The organism is Acidovorax sp. ACV01 (assembly GCF_014851495.1).
Lineage (GTDB): Bacteria > Pseudomonadota > Gammaproteobacteria > Burkholderiales > Burkholderiaceae_C > Acidovorax > Acidovorax radicis.
Map to the genome: position 1 here is coordinate 1 of NZ_JACUZT010000017.1, position 17,842 is coordinate 17,842.

The following is a 17,842-nucleotide window of genomic DNA, read 5'->3' on the forward strand; positions in this document are numbered from 1 at the left end:
TGTCGGACCCGAACGACGCGGCGATCGTGAGGACGATCCTGGCGCTGGCCAAGAGCCTGGACCTGGAGGTGGTGGCCGAGGGGGTGGAGACGACGGGGCAGCTGAGTTTTCTGAGGCTGCATGGGTGCGAGGGGTTTCAGGGGTTTCTTTTTGGCCGGCCCGGGCCGGTGGGGGATATTGATGCCTTGTTGTACCCCACGCGTTAAGTTTTGCCAGAGATGTTTCTTGGGCCTGGTCGGAGGTTCGGAGTGACGCGGGTGGGTGAGGGCGTAGGCGGGTTTCTGGACAAGGTGTTGGACCGCAATGCCCCTGGCGTGCGTGGCCTGGTGCTGGTAGTGGCCGCGGCACTGGTGGGGGCGTGGCTGGTGGTGTTGGGGGCCATGCACTGGCAAGGTGCCGAGCGCGCAGCCGAGCGCGCCAAGTTGCTGCAGCAGACGGTGGACACCCTGCAAGCCCGGATCACGGGTGGTGGCATGCTGGGCGCGGTGTCGCTGCTCGGGCTGAGCGAACCGATGCTCAAGGCCATGGCCCTGGGGCAGCTGGCGCCGGATGACCCCGAAGCCCTTGCGCGGCTGGGGGTAGCGCGTGGGCGGTTTCTGGTCAACGGGGTTTATGTCATGTCCGCCGACGGCACCGTGGTGGCCCACGAGACGCCGGGCACCCGCTCCACCGGTCTCAACCTGGCGTTCCGCCCATATTTCCAGCAGGCCATCAAGGGGGCCATCAGCGTGTACGCCGCCATCGGCAGCAACTCGCAGGAGCGTGGGCTCTACTACGCTGCACCTCTGTATGAAAACGAGACGCCGTCCAGCTCCATCATCGGCGTGGTGATGTTCAAGGTGGGTTTCGAGTTGTTTGACGAGGTGCTCAAGCGTACCGAGATGCCCACCGTGCTGCTGTCTCCCCAAGGCGTGGTGTTTGCCTCCACGCGGCCCGAGTGGCTGTTTGCCGTGGCCCCGCCGCTCACCCAGGCGCGCATTGATTCGATCCGGGCGTCCCGCCAGTTTGGCAGCCACTTCGACAAGGGGCTGGCTTCTTCCTTGCCGTTTGCGCCGGATGCGGGCGAGGTCGTCCTCAACGGGGTGTCCTACGCGGTAGAGCGCCGCCACATCGACTGGGGTGACCCGGGAGGCCAGTGGCAACTGGCGATGCTGGACGATGTGAGTGTCCTGGTGCCTTGGTCTGAGCGCATGAAGGTGGGAGGGGTCGCCTTCGTGCTGTTGTTCCTGCTGGGCTTGCTGCTGCTGGATCTGCTGCGCAGCCGCGCGCGGATGGGTGCTGCGCTCGAGCGCTTCAGGGTTGTGGGCGCCGCGCTCGGGAGCAGCCCGGTCTCGGTGGTCATTACCGACGGAGAAGGCCGCATCGACTGGGTCAATCCACAGTACGAGCGCAGCTCGGGCTACACGCTGGAAGAGGTGCGGGGCAAGAAACCTTCGGTGGTAGCCAGTGGCCAGACCCCCGCGCAAACCTACCAGGAGATGTGGTCCACGCTGCTATCAGGCCGCTCGTGGCAAGGGCAGTTTGTCAATCGCCGCAAGGATGGGGGCATCTACCACGATGAGGCCACGCTGTCGCCGGTGTTTGACGAGCGTGGCAACCGCATTGCCATTGTCGGCCTGCATGAAGATGTCTCCGGGCGCATCCAGGCCCAGAAGGAGCTGGAGCGGCGCGAACGACTGCTCAACGAGTTGCTGGAGCAGCAGACAGCCATCTTTGACAACGCCCCCCCCATCGCGCTGGTGGGAGATGGCAAGTTCCGGCAGTTCAATCCCGCGTTTGTGGAACTGATGGGGGGCTCCGCGGCAGACCTGCTCGGACTGAGCGTGGCGGCATTGCTCGGACGCGGTGAATTTGCAAAGCGTTTTTACGTCGATGTGGGCCCGGTGCTGACCGCAGGGCGGGCCGTGCGCCAAACCACAACGCTGTGCCGCCTGGACGGAAGTCGGTTCGAAGCGCGGATGGCGGGCCGCAACCTGCAGATGGATGGTTTCCGGAGTGCATCCATCTGGGTGATCGAAGATGTCAGCGAGCAGCGGCGGGCAGAGATCGCCATGCAGCAGGCGAAGGACCGTCTGGAGCTGGCACAGGAGGCTGGCAAGATTGGCGTGTTCGACATCGATCTGGTGGCAGACGAGGTGCTGTGGAGTGAAAAACTGGTCGCCATGCTCGGCTTGCCGCCCCAGGCGCAGGGGCGCAGCAAGCGCGACTGGATGGAGTGCCTGCACCCGGACGACAGGGACCGCGCAGCGTCGTACTTTGATCAATGCCTTGCGAGCGGCGCCCCCGATCTGCGCGATTCCTGGCGCATTGTGCGGCCCGATGGCGAGGTGCGCTGGTTCCTGTCGGCCGCCCGCATCTTCCGCGACGATGCCGGCAAACCCGTGCGGGTGGTGGGTGTCAATGTGGACATCCACGACCAGAAGCTGCTGGAGGCCCGTGTGGCCGAGCAGCTTGATTTTCAGCAGGCACTCATTGACGCCATCCCCGTGCCGCTGTTTTACAAGGACGCAGATGGCCGCTACATCGGTTTCAACCGCGCCTATGAGCAGGCCTTTGGCGTACAGCGCGAGGCCTTGATCGGCAAGACCGTGCTGGACCTCAAGTTCCTCCCTGAGGCTGAGCGGGAACGCTTTGATGCAGATGCCCAGGAGGCCCTGCATGGGGTCCAGTCGGTGCACAAGGAGGTGGACCTGCCGTATGCGGACGGAAAGGTGCACCACACCTTGTTCTGGCTGCACGGTTTCTCGCGGCCCGATGGCTCACCGGGTGGGGCCATCGGCACCTTTGTCGATATCACCGACCGGCAGCGCGCCGAGCAGGACCTGCGCCGCGCCAAGGAACTGGCGGAGGAGTCCACCGCACTCAAGTCGAATTTTCTGGCCAACATGAGCCATGAGATACGCACGCCCATGAACGCGATCATCGGCATGTCGCACCTGGCGCTCAAGTCGGGCCTGACAGAGCGCCAGCACGACTACGTGAGCAAGATCCAGCAGGCCGGCCAGCACCTGCTGGGCGTGATCAACGACATCCTGGATTTCTCCAAGATCGAGGCGGGCAAGCTCATGGTGGAGAAGCAGCCCTTCGTGCTCGACCGCATGCTGGAGAGTGTGTCCGACGTGGTGGGCTACAAGGCCGGTGCCAAAGGCCTGGAGCTGGTTTGCGATGTGGCGGCCGACGTGCCCCCCAATCTGGTGGGCGATTCGCTGCGTCTGGGCCAGATTCTCATCAATTTTGCCAACAACGCCATCAAGTTCACTGAAACGGGCGAGATCAGCATCGCCGTGCGGGTGCTGGAGGCCGCGGGCAATCGGTTGATGCTGCGTTTTGAAGTGCGCGACACCGGCATCGGGCTCACGCCGGAACAGATGGGGCGGCTGTTCCAGAGCTTCCAGCAGGCAGACACCTCCACCACGCGCCGCTATGGCGGCACGGGTCTGGGCCTGGCCATCTGCAAGAGCCTTGCGGAGTTGATGGGGGGCGAGGTCGGTGTGGAGAGCACCTATGGCCAGGGCTCCACGTTCTGGGTGGCTGTGCCGCTTGAACGCGGGGCGCCTGCGCGCGTGCTGCTGCCACCCCCTGACCTGCGGGGCCGCCGCGTGCTCGTGGTGGACGACAACCAGACGGCGGCCACCGTGCTGTCTGACATGCTGCTGGCCATGGGCTTTGAGGTGGAGCAGGCCCATTCGGGCCTGGAAGCCCTCGAGCGCCTGCGCGAATCCATGGCACGGCACCAGCCGTTTGGCCTGCTGCTGCTCGACTGGCACATGCCGGGCATGGACGGCATCCAGCTGGCGGGCCACATCCGGGGCCTGGGCATGGCGCAGGTGCCCAAGATGCTCATGGTGACAGCCTACGGGCGGGAGGACGTGATGCGCGCCGCCCGCGCGCAGGGCATCGACACGGTGCTGATCAAGCCCGTCAATGCCTCGCTGCTGTTCGACACGCTGATGCAGCCGCTGGAACACTCCACCTACAGCCCACGCCGCGTGGTCACCCCCGCGCCTGCGGCAGACGAGCTGCCGCTGGAAATCCGGGGTGCGTCGGTGCTGCTGGTGGAGGACAACGAGCTCAACCAGATGGTGGCGGTTGAACTCTTGCTCGAAGCCGGTTTTGCCGTCGATGTGGCGGAGAACGGCCAGATCGCCCTTGATCGCATCGAGCGCAAGGCCTACGACGTGGTGCTGATGGACATGCAGATGCCTGTCATGGACGGCGAAACCGCCACGCGGCAACTGCGCCGCGACCCGCGCCATGTTCACCTGCCTATCGTGGCCATGACCGCCAACGCCATGGAGGCTGATCGCCAGCGCTGCTTTGCCGCCGGCATGAACGACCATGTGGCCAAACCCATCGAGCCTGCGGCGCTGTGGACCGCATTGGGCCGATGGATTCGGCCCCGGCCGGGGTTGGGCCAGGCGTCGTCGGACGGTGCGGTCCGCACCGGCGCAGGCACGGAGAATGACGCCATGGCTCTGGCCACCGCCAACGCTGCCCCGGCGCCGTCCTTCCCCACCGTGGCGGGCCTGGATACGTCGCTGGGCCTGCAGCGCGCCCTGGGCAGGCCGAGGCTCTATGCCGAGATGCTGCGGCGGTTTGTGCAAGGTCAGTCGCCGGTGCTTGCGGACCTGGAGCAAGCCGTCGCCAACGGAGACATGGTGCTGGCAGAGCGCCTGGCCCATACCCTGCGCTCGGTGGCGGCCAACATTGGCGCACAGGAGGTGTCGGCCCATGCTGAAGCGCTGGAACAGACCATCCGCAGCGGGGTTCCGGCAGACGCGATCATTGGACTCAGGGCCAACCTGGGCGTCGCGTTGCAGCCCATGCTGGCGGAATTGCAGGCGTGGATGCATGGGTCGCAACCCGGGCAGCCCCACGGGCCGGACGCCCCTGCAGCGGCGGGGCTGAAAGCGCTGGATTTCGAAGGGGCCCTGCAACAGTTGCGCGGCCTGCTGGAGCAGGACGACCCAGCGGCTTCCGAGTTTTTCCAACACAATGTCCAGGTGCTCAAGCCCGCGTTGGGCCACACCTTTGCGGTGGTCGAGATGCACACCCTGAATTTTGATTTTGAGCAGGCACTGGAGGCAATGGCCGCCGTGTCAGGCCCCGAATACCCTGCCGTTCATACCCCTTGAGCGGCACCACACCCAGGAACTTCCATGGACAACGCGCCCTTTGCCTCCCCGCAGGCCGTTCTTGTTGACAAGCCGATCGCCACGGTGCTGGTGGTGGACGACACGCCCGACAACCTCACCCTCATGGGCAGCCTGCTGCGCGAGCATTTCCTGGTGAAGGTGGCCAACCATGGCGAGAAGGCCCTGAAGATTGCGCAGTCAGGCACACCTCCCGACCTGATCCTGCTGGACATCATGATGCCGGAGATGGATGGCTACGAGGTCTGCCGGCGCCTGAAGGCAGCACCGGCCACGCGCGACATCCCGGTGATCTTCCTCACGGCGCGCTCCGATCCCGATGACGAACGCATGGGCCTGGCCCTGGGCGCGGTGGACTACATCACCAAGCCCATCAGCCCGCCCATCCTGCTGGCACGGGTGAACACCCACCTGGCGCTCAAGGCCACCGCGGATTTCCTGCGCGACAAAAGTTCCTACCTGGAGCGCGAGGTCGCCATGCGCACGCTGGAGGTGCAGGCCATTCAGGACGTGACCATCATGGCCATGACCTCGCTGGCCGAGACCCGCGACAACGAAACCGGCAACCATATCCGCCGCACCCAGCTTTACGTGAAGACGCTGGCCGAGCGGCTGCGCCACCACCCGCGTTTCGAGCCCGTGCTCAATGACCGCATGATCGAGCTGCTGTACAAGTCCGCTCCGTTGCACGACATCGGCAAGATCGGCATCCCCGACAGCATCTTGCTGAAACCCGGCAAGCTCACGGTGGATGAGTTCGAGATCATGAAAACCCACACCACGCTGGGCCGCAACGCCATTGATGAAGCCGAGCGGCGCCTGGGCATGCGCGTGGCGTTCTTGAGCGTGTCCAAGGAGATCGCCTACAGCCACCAGGAAAAGTGGGATGGCTCAGGTTATCCGCAAGGCCTGGCGGGGGATGCCATTCCGGTGTCGGCGCGCTTGATGGCCGTGGCCGATGTGTACGACGCGCTCATCAGCAAGCGTGTCTACAAACCTGCGTTTTCGCACGACCAGGCCTGCAACACCATCGTGCGGGGCAAGGGCACGCACTTTGACCCTGACATGGTCGATGCGTTTGTGGACATTGCGGAAGACTTCCGCAGCATTGCCCAGAAATACCCCGACCCGAACTGAGCACAGTCCCGATAGGGGACGGTGCTCAGGCATACATCAGAACGGCGCGTCTTCGCTCTTGGGGGCGTCGGCCTGTGGGGCGGCACCCGTGGTGTCGGACTCCACATCGGCTGCAGCCTCGGCTTCAGCGCTGACGGGTGCGTCTGCCGCAGCCGCTTGGCGCACGGCCGCCTTGTCGCCCGCGCTCGCAAACTTGCTGTACTTGCCCAAAATCGGCACCAACTGGCCGTAGATGCGGGGGTTGCCCGCCAGGCACTCGCGCTGCTCCAGAAAGTCCGCTTCGCCCGTGAAGTTGCCCACCAGGCCACCAGCCTCGGTTACCAGCAGCGAGCCCGCAGCCACGTCCCAGATCGACAGGCCGGTCTCGAAGAAACCATCGGTGAAGCCAGCGGCGACATAGGCCAGGTCCAGCGCGGCGGCGCCGGGGCGGCGCAGGCCAGCCGTGCGCTGCATCACGTCGCTCATCATGTTGAGGTAGCTCTTGAAGTTGTCGCCCGGGCGGAACGGGAAGCCGGTGGAGACCAGGCAGTCCTTGAGCTGGGTGCGCTTGCTCACGCGGATGCGGCGTTCGTTCAGGTAGGCGCCACGGCCCTTGGTCGATGTGAACAGGTCGTTGCGCGAGGGGTCATAGATGACGGCCTGCTCGACCTTGCCTTTGACGGCCAGGGCGATGCTCACGCAGTACACGGGAAAACCGTGGATGAAGTTGGTGGTGCCGTCCAGCGGGTCGATGATCCAGACGAATTCCGAATCCTTGGCGCCGTATTCGGTGCCCGACTCTTCGGCCAGGATGCCGTGGCCGGGGTAGGCCGTGAGCAGCGTCTCGATGATGATTTTTTCGGACGCGTGGTCCACTTCGGTCACAAAGTCGTTGATCTGCTTTTGCGAGATCCGCACCGATTCCACGTCAAGGGCCGCGCGGTTGATGATGGCGCCGGCGGCGCGTGCGGCCTTGATGGCCACGTTAAGCATGGGGTGCAGATTGGACGACATAAATTGTGGTGGTGAGCAGGGTGCCCGCATGCAACGGTGGCATGGGCAGCCTGCGAATCAGGAGCGGTGCGATCCGACCCGGCGATGCGGGCGGCGACAATGAGGGCGGGATTTTACCCGCAGTGTCCCTTTTCGCCTAACCGCCCGCCCTTTGCCCTCGTCCTGCCTTTGCCCATGAAGACCCGTTTTGTCCTGATCAACACCAGCCACGCCGGCAATGTGGGCGCTGCCGCCCGCGCCATGAAAACCATGGGTTTTGACGACCTGGTGCTGGTGGCCCCGCGCTGGCCCAACGTGTTGCGGCGTGAGGAGACCATCCAGCGCGCCAGCGGCGCCCTGGACGTGCTGGAGAACGCCCGCATCGTGGCCACGCTGGACGAGGCGCTGGACGGCATCAGCCACCTGTGCGCCACAGCGATGACCCCGCGCGACTTCGGGCCGCCCACGGCAGCGCCGCGTGCCCATTTCGAAATGCTATTAAAACAAGAGCTATTAGCGATTGAAGGACAAGCGCTAGAGGCCAAAAACACTCAAAATTCTGAGGAACCAGCACCCAACCCATCGGTGGCAGCCGGCCAGGCCGGTGTCGCCTTCCTGTTTGGCTCCGAGCGTTTTGGCATGACCAACGAGGATGTGTACCGCTGCCACGTAGCACTGTCGATTCCGACCAACCCCGGCTTTGGCTCGCTCAACCTCGGCGCCGCCATCCAGGTGATTGCCTACGAGTGGCGCATGGCGCTGGGCGGGTTCCCGGTGTTGGATGCCACGCCCGCCCGCGCCCTGGCCGACGCCGCCCAAGTGGCGGGCATGCTGGGCCATTGGGAGCAGGCGCTCACCACCATCGGCTTTCTGGACCCGGCCGCGCCCAAGAAGCTCATACCCCGCCTTAACCAGCTTTTCAACCGCGCGCAGCTCAGCCCCGAGGAAATCCACATCTTGAGAGGTGTCGCCAAAGCCATGATCGAGACGGCGCAGGCGAAACGATAGACTGTGCAGCCCATTTACAAATAACCATAACAACCAATGTTCGCCCGCCTGCGCTCCGATATCCAGTGCATCCTCGACCGCGATCCTGCCGCGCGCAGCACGTGGGAGGTGATCACCTGTTATCCGGGCCTGCACGCGATCTGGCTGCACCGGCCGGCGCACTGGTGCTGGCACCACGGCCTGAAGTGGTTGGGGCGCTTCATCTCGCACTTTGCGCGCTGGTTCACGGGCATCGAGATCCATCCCGGCGCCAAGATCGGCGAGCGTGTGTTCTTCGACCATGCCATGGGCGTGGTGGTGGGCGAGACTGCCGAGATCGGCGACGGCTGCACCATCTACCAGGGTGTCACGCTGGGCGGCACATCGCTCTACAAGGGCAGCAAGCGCCATCCCACGCTGGGCAAGAATGTGGTGGTGAGTGCGGGCGCCAAGGTGCTTGGCGGCTTTGAAGTGGGCGACGGCGCCAAGATCGGCAGCAACGCGGTGGTCATCAAGCCCGTGCCTGCAGGCGCTACGGCGGTGGGCATTCCGGCACGCATCATCCCGTCCAAAGAAGGCCAGAGCGCCGACGTGACCGAGCCCCAGCAGACCCCCAAGTTCACGGCCTATGGCATCACGCAAGAGGACGATCCGCTCTCGCAGGCCATGCGCGGGCTGATCGACAACGCCTCGTCGCAGGAGCACCAGATTGCACTGCTGTGGCAGGCCATCGAGAAACTGTCCGCCAACCCGCAGAACAAGGACTGCGTGCCGTGTGATGCGGCGCTCAAGGAGCAGTTCGAGGCGGGCAAGCTCAACGAGCTGGTGGGCAAGTAGCGGCTTGCCAGCGCTGTATTCAAAAATCAGATTGCTATAAAAAATATAGCTGCTAGCGCTTGTGAGATAAGCACTGGCAGCTATTTTTCTTTGAATCTTGAGAAATCAGGCCGGGCGGGGCGCTCGCACCGCGTTCTTGGGCCGGAACGCCTTGCAGACTTCGTCGCGCGTTTCCAGATACGGGCCGCCAATCAGGTCCACGCAGTACGGCACGGCGGCAAAGATGCCGGGCACGATCTGCTTGCCGTCGGCGTCCTTCAGGCCTTCTAGCGTTTCGGCAATCGCCTTGGGCTGGCCGGGCAGGTTGATGATGAGGCTCTGGTCGCGCACCACGGCCACCTGGCGTGACAGGATGGCGGTGGGCACAAACTTCAGGCTGATCTGGCGCATCTGCTCGCCAAAGCCCGGCATCTCCTTGTGCGCCACGGCCAGCGTGGCCTCGGGCGTCACGTCGCGCAGGGCGGGGCCGGTGCCACCGGTGGTCAGCACCAGGCAACAGCCTGCGTTGACCAGCCCGACCAGCGCGGCGCTGATGCCATCCTGTTCATCGGGGATCAGGCGTGATTCGAACGCGATGGGGTTGTGCAGCGCGCGCGTGAGCCAGTCCTGCAGCGCAGGCAGGCCTTTGTCTTCATAGACACCGGAGCTGGCGCGGTCGCTGATGGACACGATGCCGATCTTCACGGCGTCGTGGTGGGGTGCAGGGCTGCCCACGGGCTCACTCATCGCCGTTTTCCCCGTCGATGTCGCTGGCATCGTCAGCACCCGTGCCGCCCAGGTGCTCACGCACCAGCTGGAACAGCTCTCGGTAGGCGCGGCCCTTGCGGGGGGCCAGGCCTTGCGAGACCTGGACATTGGCCTCCTTGCCGGCAGGCTGTGCGTCCTTGCGGGCCTGGCGGATCAGCGCGCGCAGCTGCTGGGTGTCGGTGCCGGGGTGCTCGGCGATCCAGGGTGCGAGGGCCTCGTCATCCGCAATCAGGCGGTCGCGCCAGTGTTCAGCCAGGTGCAGCTGCATCTTTTCGGTGGCCGAGCCCTTGTGCTGCTCCTCCAGCGCCTGGCGGGCTGCTTGCACCAGCTCGGGTTCGAGCTTGCGCATGATTTTGCCCACGTACTGCATCTGGCGGCGCTTGCCTTCAAAGTTGGTGATGCGCTTGGCCTCGGCCAGCGCGTCCACCAGCTTGTCGGGCAGGCCCACCGCCTCGAACAGGTCGGCGCGCAGGCTCAGCAGCTCTTTGCCGAGATCCTGAAGTTCGTCGCTTTCGCGCTTGAGATCGGTGCGGCTGGCATCGGGCGTGCCTTTGAGTTCGGCCTTGAGCTGAATGTCCATTTCGCTGCCTTCGGCAACGAACTGGCCTCGCACAAAGTAGCCTTTTTTGGGTTTGCGTGACATGGGTGGGGGCAAAAAGAGAAGCGGCGCAGAGCGCGCCACAGCGGCAAGTATCATAGCTGCCGCTATGAATAAACCCTCCACCCGCGCCGCGCGCGCCCAAAGCGCGGCTTCCGCTGCGCCAGCGCCTGCCACCTCCCGCACCCCTGACAACGGCTTCAGCTACAGCCGCGCGTTCTTTGAAGACCTGGTGGACCGCGCCCTGGCCCATGCCAAAAAGCTCGGCGCCACCGACGCAGGCGGCGAGGCGTCCGAGGGCTGCGGCCTGTCGGTCAGCGTGCGCAAGGGCGAGCTGGAGAACGTGGAGCGCAACCGCGACAAATCCCTGGGCGTGACGGTCTACCTCGGCAACCGCCGTGGCAATGCCAGCACTTCCGATTTCTCCAACAAGGCCATCGAGCAGACCGTGCAGGCCGCGTACGACATCGCCCGCTTCACGGCCGAAGATCCCGTGGCGGGTTTGCCTGATGCCGATGACATCGCCCCTGCGGACACACACCGTGACCTGGATCTGTTCCACCCCTGGGCCATCACGAGCGAAGAGGCCGCTGAAATCGCCAAGGCCTGCGAGGCCGCCGCGCTCAAGACCCACCGCCGGATCACCAACAGCGAAGGCGCGGGTGTGTCGGCGCAGCAAAGCCATTTCTTCAGCGCCCATACACGCGGCTTTCGCGGCGGCTATGCCAGCTCGCGCCACAGCTTTTCGGTGGCGCCCATCGCATCGCTGCCCGGCCGAAATGCCGAGATGCAGCGCGATGCCTGGTACAGCTCCATGCGCGATGCCACTGAACTGGCATCGCCCGAGGCTGTGGGCCGCTACGCCGCGCAGCGCGCGTTGAGCCGCCTGGGCAGCCGCAAGATCCCCACCACGCAATGCCCGGTGCTGTTCGAATCCACCCTGGCCGCCGGCCTGCTGGGCGGCTTTGTGCAGGCCGTCAGCGGCGGCTCGCTGTACCGCAAGAGCAGCTTCTTGCTCGACTCGCTGGGCAAGATGGTCTTCCCCAAACACATCGACATCCTGGAAGACCCCTTCATCCTGCGCGGCAAGGGCAGCTCGCCCTTTGACGAAGAAGGCGTGCGCGTGGCGCCGCGCAAGGTGGTCAAAGGAGGGCGCGTCGAGGGTTACTTCCTGTCCAGCTACTCGGCCCGCAAACTCGGCATGAAGACCACGGGCAATGCGGGCGGCTCGCACAACCTGGTGATGACCTCGCGCCTCACGCAAGCCAGCGACAACCTGGACGCCATGCTGCAAAAGCTGGGCACCGGCCTCTTTGTGGTGGAACTGATGGGCCAGGGCGTGAACTACGTGACGGGCGACTACTCGCGCGGCGCGAGCGGCTTCTGGGTGGAGAACGGCAAGATTGCCTACCCGGTGCACGAGATCACCATCGCAGGCAACCTCAAGGACATGCTCAAGGGCATCGAGGCCGTGGGGGCGGACGCCTACAACTACGGTGCCAAGACGGTAGGATCGATCCTAGTGAACCGCATGAAGGTGGCGGGGAGCTGACGCTCACAGAGACGTGACACCGTTGTGTGGAGGCCGGAACGCAAGCCTTCCACCCCAAAGGGCCCTTGCCATGGCTGCCACGGCGAGGGTTTTTTTGTCCGCAAGGTGTCAGGCAGTGCTGCCGGGCCGGGCCGCCCAAGTGTCTTTTTTACCGCGCATGCCCACGGGCAGCGCGAGCCCCACCCGGTGGCGCGACATGGCGTCCCGGGGGGTGAGGTGCGCCAGCATCACGGCGGCCGCATCCGCATAGGGGATGATCATTTGCGGCACCTTCGACGCAAACAGCAGCAACATCAGCAGGCTTGGCAGCTTGCCGGCAAAAGCCGGGATGGGCGTCGGCAGCTGGTCTGACGCAATGCGCAGATTGGCGGTGCCCAGTGCTGGCTGGTCCACCATCGGCCCGGGGCACAGCAGGCGCCAATCGAGCGATGAGGCGCTCAGGCGCTCAGGCGCTCGAAGTTTTTCAGGTGCGGCCAATAGGTGTCGCGGACCTTGGGCAGCTCGACGCCCCGCCGCCCTGTTGGGCCGATGTCCAGCACGGCGGCACCACCGAGAAACCAGCATGTGGGACGCTCGGCAGGGGCCAGAGATTCAACGCTGGAAACAATCCGGTCCACGAGCTGCACAAAAACCCGCCCTTCGGTGACCAGGCCGGCGCAGTTGATCAGTGCCTCGTGGCCACGGATGATGTCCGCCAGGGCGCCGATGGCCACGGTGCCGAGATCCATTTGGTGCACCGTGATGCGTGACCGCAATTCGGTGGGCAGCTTGGCGGGGTTGCGGACCAGCACCGACACCTGGTGGCCTGCCGCAACGGCCTGCTGCAGCACGTGGCGGCCCAGGGAGCCCGTGGCTCCGAGAATCAGAAGACGCTTCATGAGGAATCGCGAAGAAGAGAGGGGATGTTGCCTGCCGACGGCCCGATGGTCATCGATGGGTGGTGTGGCGATGATTCCATGCAACCGGTCAAGCGCCAAGGTCTGCGGGTGTGGCGGATCGGGCAGACGGTGACTTTGTTCACGGGCTGCTGGCTTGAACGAAGAAAAAGGGATCGTGGCCATTCATGGCGTGCTGGGGGCTGTCCGCCAGAGGGGGGAGGCGCCAAGGGATAGCGTGGATGGAGGCGATATGCTTTGCGCATGCCTTCTGTGCCCTCGAAGTCCCCGCCCCTTCGCGAAGCCATTCGCAATCCGAATCCTGCGCCGAGCGACCCCGTTGCGCCCCAGGACCCCGCCCTCCTGCGCCGCCTGCTGCGTGCCAAGGACCGCATGGACGCCGCGTCGCACGAGGCCTGGCCAGTTCAGCGACTGGCCGAGGTCAGCGGCGTGTCGCAAGCGCATTTCGCCCGGTCTTTCCGGCAAGCCTTTGGCATCCCGCCCCACCGCTACCTGCTGACCCGGCGCATCGAACAGGCCACCACGCTGCTGCGTGATACAGACTTGCCCGTCACCGAGATCGCCTTTGCCACCGGGTGGGAAAGCCTGGGCACCTTCGGACGCATCTTTCGCGACATCACGGGGCAGAGCCCCAGTGCGGTACGGCTGGAGGCCCAGGCTACCGCCACGCCCCTGGACCAGGTGCCCGCCTGTGTGTTGAAAGCCGCACAGCGTCCCGACCTCACCACAGCAGTTTTGGAGAAGCGCCGCCGCCTGGCGGAAGGTACAAACCCGTCATCAGCAACCAAGGAGATCTGATGACAACGAACCAGGGCATTGGTGTAGTGGGTGTGTATGTGGACGACCAGGACGAGGCGCTGGCGTTTTATGAGGGCAAGCTGGGGTTTCGTGTGCACACCGACGTGCGCAACGGGCCGTACCGTTGGCTGACGGTGCAGCATCCCGATCAGCCGGACTTTCAGCTGGGGTTGTTCACACCCGGCCCGCCCATCCACGATGCCGCCACGGCGCAGACGTTGCGCGCCATGGTGGCCAAGGGCGCCATGCCGCCGCTGGTGTTGCATGTGGCGGACTGCCGCGCTGCGTATGCCCGGCTGCGCGACCAGGGCGTGGAGTTCACGCAGGAGCCCGTGGACCGGTACGGCAACGTGGATGCGGGTTTTCGCGACCCGGCGGGCAATGGCTGGAAGATGATCCAGCTCGCCGCCGGAGATGCGCAATGAGCGCCGGCGTGGGCATTCGGCGCCTTCACCGCTGGGTGTCGATGGCGTTCACGCTGGCCGTCGTCGCCAACTTTGTGGCCCGTGCGCAGGGCTCGGGCAACCCGCCGGATTGGGTGACGTATGCACCCCTGCCGCCACTGGCACTGCTGCTGTTGACGGGGCTGTACCTGTTTGTGCAGCCCTATTTGCGGCGGTCTGCGGTGCGGCGTTCTCCCGACGCTCGGGGCTTACCGCCCGCGTGATGGCGGGCGGCGGCGCGCAGCCATTAGTCTGCGAAGTCGGCCAGCAGTTGCAGCACGCCCTCCACCGCAGGCGAGGGCGGTGGCTGGTGGCGGTGCGCCACGGCCATGGGGCGCATGAGCGGCGGCTGCAGGTGACGGATCTGCACGTCGTCCGCTCCCTGCTGGTCCTCCACCTCTTCCAGCGGTAGCAACGCAGCGCACTGGCTGGCCACCGCCAGGCTCTTGAGCGCGCCGGGGTAGCTCAAGGCCAGGAAGGGGCGAGGGTGGTGGCCCGCCTGGCCAAACCAGTTGGCAATCAGTCCGTGCATCTGTGTGGCGGGCGCAAACGATGCCCAGCGGCGGCTGGCCAGCCAGTCAGGGGTCACGAACTCGGGCGCCTCCCACGCTGCGGGCAGCAGGGCCACCATGGGGTCGTTGCGCCAGGGGGCCTGTCGTACCTCGGCCAAAGGCGGTTGCGGGCTGGCGATGATCCCGATGTCGAGCGTGCCCGCCTTGAGCCGCTGCATCGAATCGGCAGAGCCCACGGCCTCCAGACGGATCTCCACCCCGGGGCAGCGCGCCGCCAGCGCCTCCAGCATGCGCGGCAGCAGCTGCGTGCTGACGCCCGCCGACACCCCCATGCGCACGATGCCCTCGCGCCCCGAGGCGCGGCGGCGCACGCGCTCCATCAGGTCGTCGCAAGCGAGCAGCAGCTGGCGTCCTTCCTGCACCAGCACCTCGCCGGCGGGGGTCAGCTCGGCCTGCCGCCGGCCCCGCACCACCAGGTCGGCCTGCAGACGGGATTCCAGCTCCTTGATGTGCAGGCTGATGGTGGGTGGCGCCAGGTGCAGCGCCTGTGCGGCCGCTGCAAAGTTGCCCAGGTCGGCAATGGCGATCAGCGTTTGCAGGTGGTCCAGGTTGAAGTTACGCATCAGTTTTTATGAATTGAGGCTTCATTGAATTCAACTTTACAGATGGTAAGCCAAGCCCGAGCATGCGGGCCATGTTGCATCCCACCCGTTTGAACCCTCGTACTTCCGATGACGTCACGGCCCATTCGCCCGCAGACGCTGTGCCGAAGGCACCCCCCACCTTGGCAGGACAGGGCCGCTGGCTTCGGCGCGCACGCATCGCTTGCCAGCGGCGGCTCGCGGCGCTGGGCGCCGTCCTGGCGCGCGCCGAAAGGCACATCACCGAGAACTTCAAGGTACCGCCCCATGGGGGGTGATGGAGGTGCGCACCTGCACTGTCTGCACTGGTGCTGCCGTGGGGATCGGCCTACACTGCAAAACCGGTCGGACGGCCTTGGACTGGAGCCTGGTGCCCACCAGGAGGCGCTAAGACCGAATGCAGGGCCGGATTGAGCGAAAGGACTTTGTATGTTGTCCGATTCCTCCGTAACCACCATGCTGCCTGTGATGGACATGGACCGCGCCCGTGCCTTCTACGAGGGTTGCCTGGGGCTGAAGCCCGGCGGGTTCCGGTCCGATGGCAAGTTCATCTATGCGGTAGGTGGCAGCACACTGGCGCTGTTCCCCAAGCCGGAAGGCACCAAGGCCGACCACACGGCCATCAGTTTCCAGGTGGCAGACATAGCGGCCACCATCGACGCGCTGAAACGCGCGAAGGTGGTCTTTGAGGACTACGACTTCCCGGGCCTCAAGACCGTGAATCACGTGTGCGTTCTCGGGGCCGAGAAGGCGGCGTGGTTCAAGGACACCGAGGGCAACTACCTCTGCCTCCACGAGGATATAGCGTCGGCTTGAGAGTACGCTGGTGGCGTCCCTGTGTTGGAGCGCCAGGTCTTTTTGGTTCAACCACCCCTGGGGCACCTTGGCATTGATCGTTCCCAGGAGTCCATATGTCTGTTTCCGGGGCGGAGATTCTGGAAGATGTGCTTTTCACCAGCCTTGAAGAAAGCAGAGAAGCTGCTTCCTGTCTGTGCTTCATTCATCGACCTTCATACCCAGCCTCTTGGTTCGCAAGAAATCGGGGCGCCACAATCCTCGGCCTTGTTGCGCCGCCTGCTCCGCGCGAAGGACCGCATGAATGCAACCCCGAACGAGGATTGGTCGGTGCAGCGGCTTGTGCAGGCCACTGGGTGTTACAAGCGCTTGTGCTTGTTCATTTCGCGAGACCTTTAGCATCCCGCCTCGCCGCTACCTGCTGACACGCCGCATCGAGCAGGCGATGACGCTGCTGGGTGCCACCGTCCTGTCCATCATCGAAATCGCCCATACCAGGGGCAGGGAAAGCTTGGATATGGGTATCTGCGGCCGTACGCTCCGGTATGTCTTCGGGAAAACCGCGAATACGCTGCAGGCCGATGCCCCGATCGACACGCGGTTGCTGGGCCTCGTCTCCGCCTGGGTTCTCAAAGCGGCGCAGTACCCGGCCATCACCGCTGCAGTTTCGGAAACGCGTCGCCGCATGTCCGAAGGTGTAGGCCAGCGTTCAACCAAGGAGATGTAGTGAACCGAGGTATCGGGGTGGTGCGGTTGTGTACTCGTTGGAGACTGACCCTATTGCAACTTGCGACTGATCCACAGGCCAGCGACACCGAGCGCCACCACAATCCAGCCCACCGTGTAGCCGCTACTGTTGGCCTCGACGAGTTTGTGTTTGTACGCAGCTGTATCGCGATAGTTGATCAATTGGCGGGTAGGCGTGCTGAGGCTGAACACCGCCTTTTCGTCTTTGGGGTCGAATTTGGCAGTCACGGTTTCACCGCTCAGGCCAGTCAGTACACGCTCGGAATTGGGCTCCCCCACACGCACGGTGACAATGCCCTCGGCACCCTTGATGTCGAGTTCGGTAAAGCGGCTTGCCAGCACGTTCTTTTTGCTCTTACGTTCAATGACGCGGGCGTTGATCGCCTTGCCGGAAACGGTGCTCAGCTCTGCTTCCGTAGGAACCGTCAGTCGCGAAGGCCGCTTGCGGTTCTCTGCGTACTCGGCGCCGAGCCAGACGAGGCCGCCAATGATCAACAAAAGAGGAATGGTTTTAAGGCTCAAAGCAACTCTCCTGGCAGGTGTTGGAATGGAGGCCCATAGTCTGCCATCGGATACGCGGAGCGCTCTCTTGAGCGTCTGGCCTTTCAGAAACAGGGCGGCGTTCAGTGGCGTCCAACCAACGCTGCGACCGCCTGTCCCACCTGCGTGGTGCTGGCCGTGCCCCCCAGGTCCGGCGTGCGCGGCCCGCTTTTGATCACTTCTTCGATGGCGTTGACGATGGCATCGTGCGCCGCCCGTCCTGCGCCCTGACCCTGGGTCAAGAAGTCCAGCATCAGTGCGCCGGACCAGATCATGGCGATGGGGTTGGCGATGTTCTGGCCGTAGATGTCGGGGGCCGAGCCATGCACGGGCTCGAACAGGCTGGGGAAGTGGCGCTCGGGGTTCAGGTTGGCCGAGGGTGCCAGGCCAATGGTGCCGGTGGTGGCCGGGCCCAGGTCGGAGAGGATGTCGCCAAACAAGTTGGTGGCGGCCACCACGTCGAAGCGGCCGGGCTGCAGCACAAAGC

20 protein-coding genes are annotated in these 17,842 nt (G+C 64.8%); 12 read left to right on the plus strand and 8 right to left on the minus strand.

The features are described from left to right. From IB243_RS26825 to IB243_RS26835, 3 genes are all read left to right on the plus strand, one after another. Nucleotides 1–206 (plus strand): EAL domain-containing protein (locus tag IB243_RS26825; RefSeq protein ID WP_192430100.1); only part of this gene is annotated, 206 nt, incomplete at its 5' end. 42 nt (nt 207–248) lie between these two features. Continuing rightward, nucleotides 249–5,135: a PAS domain S-box protein gene (locus IB243_RS26830; protein WP_192430101.1), complete on the plus strand. Its 4,887-nt coding sequence runs from the start codon at nt 249–251 to the stop codon at nt 5,133–5,135. 24 nt (nt 5,136–5,159) lie between these two features. Continuing rightward, the gene (locus IB243_RS26835; protein WP_057222880.1) at nt 5,160–6,290 is read left to right on the plus strand and encodes a two-component system response regulator; all 1,131 of its coding nucleotides are present in this window, start codon (nt 5,160–5,162) and stop codon (nt 6,288–6,290) included. A 36-nt stretch (nt 6,291–6,326) separates the two neighbouring features. Here IB243_RS26835 and IB243_RS26840 read toward each other — a convergent pair whose 3' ends face one another. Then, nucleotides 6,327–7,283 carry an inositol monophosphatase family protein gene (locus IB243_RS26840; protein ID WP_057222882.1) on the minus strand — a complete coding sequence of 319 codons (957 nt, stop codon included), beginning with the start codon at nt 7,281–7,283 and terminating at the stop codon, nt 6,327–6,329. A gap of 174 nt (nt 7,284–7,457) precedes the next feature. On the opposite strand from IB243_RS26840, the gene IB243_RS26845 reads away from it, so the two are divergent. Both IB243_RS26845 and cysE read left to right on the plus strand, forming a co-directional pair. Beyond that, nucleotides 7,458–8,270 carry an RNA methyltransferase gene (locus tag IB243_RS26845; protein ID WP_192430102.1) on the plus strand — a complete coding sequence of 271 codons (813 nt, stop codon included), beginning with the start codon at nt 7,458–7,460 and terminating at the stop codon, nt 8,268–8,270. 36 nt (nt 8,271–8,306) lie between these two features. Then, on the plus strand, nt 8,307–9,086 hold the full coding sequence (gene cysE, locus IB243_RS26850; protein WP_057222886.1) for a serine O-acetyltransferase: 780 nt from the start codon (nt 8,307–8,309) through the stop codon (nt 9,084–9,086). A gap of 105 nt (nt 9,087–9,191) precedes the next feature. On the opposite strand, the gene mog is transcribed toward cysE, so the two are convergent. Both mog and yjgA read right to left on the minus strand, forming a co-directional pair. After that, a complete protein-coding gene (gene mog / locus IB243_RS26855) occupies nt 9,192–9,812 on the minus strand; it encodes a molybdopterin adenylyltransferase (RefSeq protein ID WP_192430103.1) in 621 nt (206 codons plus the stop codon). Then, nucleotides 9,805–10,476, minus strand: a complete 672-nt coding sequence (yjgA, locus tag IB243_RS26860; RefSeq protein ID WP_192430104.1) for a ribosome biogenesis factor YjgA — start codon at nt 10,474–10,476, stop codon at nt 9,805–9,807. The genes mog and yjgA overlap by 8 nt, the downstream gene beginning before the upstream one ends. A gap of 64 nt (nt 10,477–10,540) precedes the next feature. Between yjgA and pmbA the strand changes: the two genes are divergently transcribed. Then, complete coding sequence (gene pmbA, locus IB243_RS26865; protein ID WP_192430105.1) at nt 10,541–11,983, plus strand: metalloprotease PmbA; 1,443 nt, start codon at nt 10,541–10,543, stop codon at nt 11,981–11,983. Between the two features lie 108 nt (nt 11,984–12,091). On the opposite strand, the gene IB243_RS27235 is transcribed toward pmbA, so the two are convergent. Next, nucleotides 12,092–12,460 carry a hypothetical protein gene (locus IB243_RS27235; RefSeq protein ID WP_225585413.1) on the minus strand — a complete coding sequence of 123 codons (369 nt, stop codon included), beginning with the start codon at nt 12,458–12,460 and terminating at the stop codon, nt 12,092–12,094. Beyond that, complete coding sequence (locus tag IB243_RS27240; RefSeq protein ID WP_225585414.1) at nt 12,421–12,861, minus strand: NAD(P)H-binding protein; 441 nt, start codon at nt 12,859–12,861, stop codon at nt 12,421–12,423. Before IB243_RS27240 ends, IB243_RS27235 begins: the two co-directional genes overlap by 40 nt. 261 nt (nt 12,862–13,122) lie before the next feature. Here IB243_RS27240 and IB243_RS26875 point away from each other — a divergent pair, with 261 nt between their 5' ends. Genes IB243_RS26875 through IB243_RS26885 form a run of 3 tightly spaced genes read left to right on the plus strand, consistent with a single transcriptional unit; the run spans nt 13,123 to nt 14,344 of the window. Next, nucleotides 13,123–13,677 carry a helix-turn-helix domain-containing protein gene (locus IB243_RS26875; RefSeq protein ID WP_225585415.1) on the plus strand — a complete coding sequence of 185 codons (555 nt, stop codon included), beginning with the start codon at nt 13,123–13,125 and terminating at the stop codon, nt 13,675–13,677. Further along, nucleotides 13,677–14,102: a VOC family protein gene (locus IB243_RS26880; RefSeq protein WP_057270777.1), complete on the plus strand. Its 426-nt coding sequence runs from the start codon at nt 13,677–13,679 to the stop codon at nt 14,100–14,102. Before IB243_RS26875 ends, IB243_RS26880 begins: the two co-directional genes overlap by 1 nt. Then, nucleotides 14,099–14,344 carry a hypothetical protein gene (locus IB243_RS26885; RefSeq protein ID WP_192430106.1) on the plus strand — a complete coding sequence of 82 codons (246 nt, stop codon included), beginning with the start codon at nt 14,099–14,101 and terminating at the stop codon, nt 14,342–14,344. The genes IB243_RS26880 and IB243_RS26885 overlap by 4 nt, the downstream gene beginning before the upstream one ends. A 23-nt stretch (nt 14,345–14,367) precedes the next feature. Here the strand turns inward: IB243_RS26885 and IB243_RS26890 are convergent, their stop codons facing one another. Further along, nucleotides 14,368–15,255, minus strand: a complete 888-nt coding sequence (locus tag IB243_RS26890; RefSeq protein WP_192430107.1) for a LysR family transcriptional regulator — start codon at nt 15,253–15,255, stop codon at nt 14,368–14,370. A gap of 71 nt (nt 15,256–15,326) precedes the next feature. Between IB243_RS26890 and IB243_RS26895 the strand changes: the two genes are divergently transcribed. The 3 genes from IB243_RS26895 (at nt 15,327) to IB243_RS26905 (ending at nt 16,795) form a co-directional block, all read left to right on the plus strand. Further along, nucleotides 15,327–15,551 carry a hypothetical protein gene (locus tag IB243_RS26895; RefSeq protein WP_192430108.1) on the plus strand — a complete coding sequence of 75 codons (225 nt, stop codon included), beginning with the start codon at nt 15,327–15,329 and terminating at the stop codon, nt 15,549–15,551. A 151-nt stretch (nt 15,552–15,702) separates the two neighbouring features. Beyond that, on the plus strand, nt 15,703–16,089 hold the full coding sequence (locus IB243_RS26900) for a VOC family protein (RefSeq protein ID WP_010459945.1): 387 nt from the start codon (nt 15,703–15,705) through the stop codon (nt 16,087–16,089). Between the two features lie 424 nt (nt 16,090–16,513). Continuing rightward, nucleotides 16,514–16,795, plus strand: a complete 282-nt coding sequence (locus IB243_RS26905; protein ID WP_010459949.1) for a hypothetical protein — start codon at nt 16,514–16,516, stop codon at nt 16,793–16,795. A 50-nt stretch (nt 16,796–16,845) separates the two neighbouring features. Here IB243_RS26905 and IB243_RS26910 read toward each other — a convergent pair whose 3' ends face one another. Both IB243_RS26910 and IB243_RS26915 read right to left on the minus strand, forming a co-directional pair. After that, a complete protein-coding gene (locus IB243_RS26910) occupies nt 16,846–17,337 on the minus strand; it encodes a hypothetical protein (protein ID WP_225585421.1) in 492 nt (163 codons plus the stop codon). 101 nt (nt 17,338–17,438) lie between these two features. Beyond that, nucleotides 17,439–17,842 (minus strand): isocitrate/isopropylmalate family dehydrogenase (locus IB243_RS26915; protein ID WP_255509306.1); only part of this gene is annotated, 404 nt, incomplete at its 5' end.

What these genes read in the sequence shown, in the direction of transcription:
- IB243_RS26835 (WP_057222880.1), top strand. Translation starts at nt 5,160, where the DNA reads ATGGACAACGCGCCCTTTGCCTCCCCGCAGGCCGTTCTTGTTGACAAG.
- IB243_RS26840 (WP_057222882.1), bottom strand. Translation starts at nt 7,283, where the DNA reads ATGTCGTCCAATCTGCACCCCATGCTTAACGTGGCCATCAAGGCCGCA.
- IB243_RS26845 (WP_192430102.1), top strand. Translation starts at nt 7,458, where the DNA reads ATGAAGACCCGTTTTGTCCTGATCAACACCAGCCACGCCGGCAATGTG.
- cysE (WP_057222886.1), top strand. Translation starts at nt 8,307, where the DNA reads ATGTTCGCCCGCCTGCGCTCCGATATCCAGTGCATCCTCGACCGCGAT.
- mog (WP_192430103.1), bottom strand. Translation starts at nt 9,812, where the DNA reads ATGAGTGAGCCCGTGGGCAGCCCTGCACCCCACCACGACGCCGTGAAG.
- yjgA (WP_192430104.1), bottom strand. Translation starts at nt 10,476, where the DNA reads ATGTCACGCAAACCCAAAAAAGGCTACTTTGTGCGAGGCCAGTTCGTT.
- pmbA (WP_192430105.1), top strand. Translation starts at nt 10,541, where the DNA reads ATGAATAAACCCTCCACCCGCGCCGCGCGCGCCCAAAGCGCGGCTTCC.
- IB243_RS27240 (WP_225585414.1), bottom strand. Translation starts at nt 12,861, where the DNA reads ATGAAGCGTCTTCTGATTCTCGGAGCCACGGGCTCCCTGGGCCGCCAC.
- IB243_RS26875 (WP_225585415.1), top strand. Translation starts at nt 13,123, where the DNA reads ATGCCTTCTGTGCCCTCGAAGTCCCCGCCCCTTCGCGAAGCCATTCGC.
- IB243_RS26880 (WP_057270777.1), top strand. Translation starts at nt 13,677, where the DNA reads ATGACAACGAACCAGGGCATTGGTGTAGTGGGTGTGTATGTGGACGAC.
- IB243_RS26885 (WP_192430106.1), top strand. Translation starts at nt 14,099, where the DNA reads ATGAGCGCCGGCGTGGGCATTCGGCGCCTTCACCGCTGGGTGTCGATG.
- IB243_RS26890 (WP_192430107.1), bottom strand. Translation starts at nt 15,255, where the DNA reads ATGCGTAACTTCAACCTGGACCACCTGCAAACGCTGATCGCCATTGCC.
- IB243_RS26895 (WP_192430108.1), top strand. Translation starts at nt 15,327, where the DNA reads ATGTTGCATCCCACCCGTTTGAACCCTCGTACTTCCGATGACGTCACG.
- IB243_RS26900 (WP_010459945.1), top strand. Translation starts at nt 15,703, where the DNA reads ATGTTGTCCGATTCCTCCGTAACCACCATGCTGCCTGTGATGGACATG.
- IB243_RS26905 (WP_010459949.1), top strand. Translation starts at nt 16,514, where the DNA reads ATGACGCTGCTGGGTGCCACCGTCCTGTCCATCATCGAAATCGCCCAT.